Annotated in this window: 4 protein-coding genes; 3 read left to right on the forward strand and 1 reads right to left on the reverse strand. The window is 56.6% G+C overall.

Annotated features, from left to right (window positions below; all coding sequences use genetic code 11):
• Window positions 1-50: 50 nt before the first annotated feature.
• Both ACRESD_RS17985 and ACRESD_RS17990 read left to right on the forward strand, forming a co-directional pair.
• Entirely contained in the window at window positions 51-485 is a 435-nt protein-coding gene (locus ACRESD_RS17985; RefSeq protein WP_431752152.1) for a PilZ domain-containing protein, read from the forward strand.
• A gap of 131 nt (window positions 486-616) precedes the next feature.
• Window positions 617-1,693, forward strand: coding sequence for a 3-deoxy-7-phosphoheptulonate synthase (locus ACRESD_RS17990; RefSeq protein ID WP_431752150.1), 1,077 nt, complete (start codon window positions 617-619; stop codon window positions 1,691-1,693).
• A 58-nt stretch (window positions 1,694-1,751) separates the two neighbouring features.
• Here the strand turns inward: ACRESD_RS17990 and ACRESD_RS17995 are convergent, their stop codons facing one another.
• Window positions 1,752-2,033, reverse strand: a complete 282-nt coding sequence (locus ACRESD_RS17995) for a GNAT family N-acetyltransferase (protein WP_431752151.1) — start codon at window positions 2,031-2,033, stop codon at window positions 1,752-1,754.
• 611 nt (window positions 2,034-2,644) lie between these two features.
• On the opposite strand from ACRESD_RS17995, the gene oprI reads away from it, so the two are divergent.
• Window positions 2,645-2,896 (forward strand): outer membrane lipoprotei OprI, encoded by a 252-nt coding sequence (oprI, locus tag ACRESD_RS18000; protein ID WP_003172710.1) that lies wholly within the window; start codon window positions 2,645-2,647, stop codon window positions 2,894-2,896.
• Window positions 2,897-2,961: the final 65 nt, after the last annotated feature.

Raw genomic sequence — 2,961 nt, forward strand, 5'->3', positions numbered from 1 at the left:
CTATACTGCTGCCACTGCCGTCATCGGGACGGCGCTCGGAGTCCGTGTACATGGGTCGTTTTTTACCTCACCCTGATGATGTCGCTGTCGAGTTGATCCAACGTTCTTCCCCTGCCCTGCCCCGCCAACGCCTGCACACTATCGGCCTGGGCGGTGCTGCCTGCAATTGGCCGCGCGCCTGGCGCCAGGGCACGGCGGTTGACTTGCAGATTCCGTCCCTAGGCGCCAGCGCCCGTTATCCGGGCTATGTCGCATGGTGCCGCAAAGTCGAAAATGGCTACCGCATCGGCATCTCGTTTACCGATGAGCATGCCTTGTTCGGTGCGCGAATGGGCGAACAAGTGTGCCAGATCGAACGCTACTGCCGCTTGCACGAAGAGGCCGAGCCGACACCTGCTCAACACGAAGCCATGGCCCGCGAATGGGTTTCACGCCATGCCGTCGAATTCTCCCATGAGGCTTTTGTGCAGCCGGCGCTGGATTAAAGCGGGTTTTGCCCATTGTCGCGGGCCGGTGATACGCGCTAAGGTTCCTCCCCCCTGCATTCAAATCATGCTGTGCTCCGCCGCACGGGGATGGCTGGCGGCCGGCACCCGTGACCCTGACGAGTAACACGATGGCTGATTTACCGATCAACGACCTTAACGTCGAATCCAACGAGACCCTGATCACACCCGATCAGCTCAAACGCGAAATCCCCCTGAGCGACACTGCCCTGCAGACCGTCACCAAGGGCCGCGAAGTCATCCGTGACATTCTCGACGGCACCGACCACCGCCTCTTCGTGGTAATCGGCCCGTGCTCGATCCACGACCTCAAGGCCGCCCACGAGTACGCCGAGCGCCTCAAGGTACTGGCGGCGGAAGTGTCCGACACCTTGTATCTGGTCATGCGTGTCTATTTCGAGAAGCCGCGTACCACCGTTGGCTGGAAAGGCTTGATCAACGATCCTTACCTGGATGACTCGTTCAAGATCCAGGACGGCTTGCACATCGGTCGCCAGTTGTTGCTGGACCTGGCCGAGATGGGCCTGCCGACCGCTACCGAAGCCCTCGACCCGATCTCCCCGCAATATTTGCAGGACCTGATCAGTTGGTCGGCCATCGGCGCGCGTACCACAGAGTCCCAGACTCACCGTGAAATGGCGTCCGGCCTGTCCTCGGCCGTGGGCTTCAAGAACGGTACCGACGGCGGCCTGACAGTGGCGATCAACGCACTGCAATCGGTCTCCAGCCCGCACCGTTTCCTGGGCATCAACCAGGAAGGTGGCGTGTCCATCGTCACCACCAAGGGCAACGCCTACGGCCACGTGGTATTGCGCGGTGGCAACGGCAAGCCCAACTATGATTCGGTCAGCGTCGCCCTGTGCGAACAGGCGCTGAACAAGGCCAAGATCAAGCCGAACATCATGGTCGACTGCAGCCACGCCAACTCCAACAAGGACCCGGCCCTGCAACCGCTGGTGATGGAAAACGTCGCCAACCAGATCCTCGAAGGCAACCAGTCGATCATCGGCTTGATGGTCGAAAGCCACCTGAACTGGGGCTGCCAGGCCATTCCAAAAGACCTCGCCGACTTGCAATACGGCGTATCGATCACCGATGCCTGCATCGACTGGTCCGCCACCGAAACCACCCTGCGCAGCATGCACGCCAAGCTCAAGGACGTATTGCCCAAACGCAAACGCACCTGAACTGCACACACAAAAACGCCGGGCTAAGCCCGGCGTTTTTCATGGTGCTGCCTATGACTCACAGCTTCGCGGCATGGCGCTGGTGGCGCTCCATGTAGCGCTCTACGTAAGAACACGAAGGGATCACTGTGTAGCCCGCCTCTTCAGCGAACTTCAACGCCTCCTCGGTCAACGCGGCAGCAATGCCACGGCCTCGCAGTGCATTGGGTACGAAAGTGCGATAGATATCCAGGGTCTGCTTTCCGAGGTCCATATAGGTCAGATAGGCACGATGACCGTCCACATTGGTCTCGAACTGATGACCAGCCTGGTCATGGTGGATGGACAACGCATCGCTCATCACTACTCCTCGCGGGTCTGGAATTGCGACCCCTACCTTACCGATGTTTTTCCGGCGAAGGAACATCTACGCCACCCCGTGCCGGTTTCGACAACGAGAAAACCCATAGCGCTCACAACCAGCACGTAGGGAGATAGTAGGCACCAATCCTGCAATTGCTCAAGGCGCACACATCATTCCCTGCCGCTGGTGAATAGAAAGGGCCTCGATCAACCAATGATCGAAAGCCTGAACATTGCCGGCAGTTGAAGCTTGAGACGAACAGGCGCTCTTAAAGTCACCTCTACATGCGCAAAAGATGTCAGGCGGGTTAAAGGAAACCTGTACAAAAGTGCCAGCGCGGATATATATATTTTCACCTGTTCACCCGGCTTAACACATGCGGCGCGTAGCTTTCAGCCTGGATCCAATCTCAATCGCGATGCAGAAAATTGGATAGTTTTTATGCAGATTTCCAAAAGATTAGCCAAAATAGATTCAGCTCAAGAATTTTTTTTGCTTCTTGCGCTACGTCAGTTTACTTACTACAAGTAATGGGTAGTATGTACGCCGGCTATCAGCTCAATCTGAGAAAGTAGCCATTTAATAGAAAGTCCTTGAAGGGGAACACGATGAACAACGTTCTGAAATTTTCTGCTCTGGCTCTGGCCGCAGTTCTGGCTACCGGTTGCAGCAGCGTCTCCAAAGAAACCGAAGCTCGTCTGACTGCAACTGAAGACGCAGCAGCTCGCTCCCAGGCTCGTGCAGACGAAGCCTACCGTAAAGCTGATGAAGCTCTGGCTGCTGCTCAAAAAGCACAACAGACTGCTGACGAAGCTAACGAGCGCGCTCTGCGCATGCTTGAAAAAGCAAGCCGCAAGTAATAATCCTTCGGGGTTGTTATCAAGCCGATCCATTCTTGGATCGGCTTTTTTTATTGCCTGGAGTC

The sequence above is a fragment of the Pseudomonas sp. genome (genome assembly GCF_050739995.1).
Taxonomy (GTDB): Bacteria; Pseudomonadota; Gammaproteobacteria; order Pseudomonadales; family Pseudomonadaceae; genus Aquipseudomonas.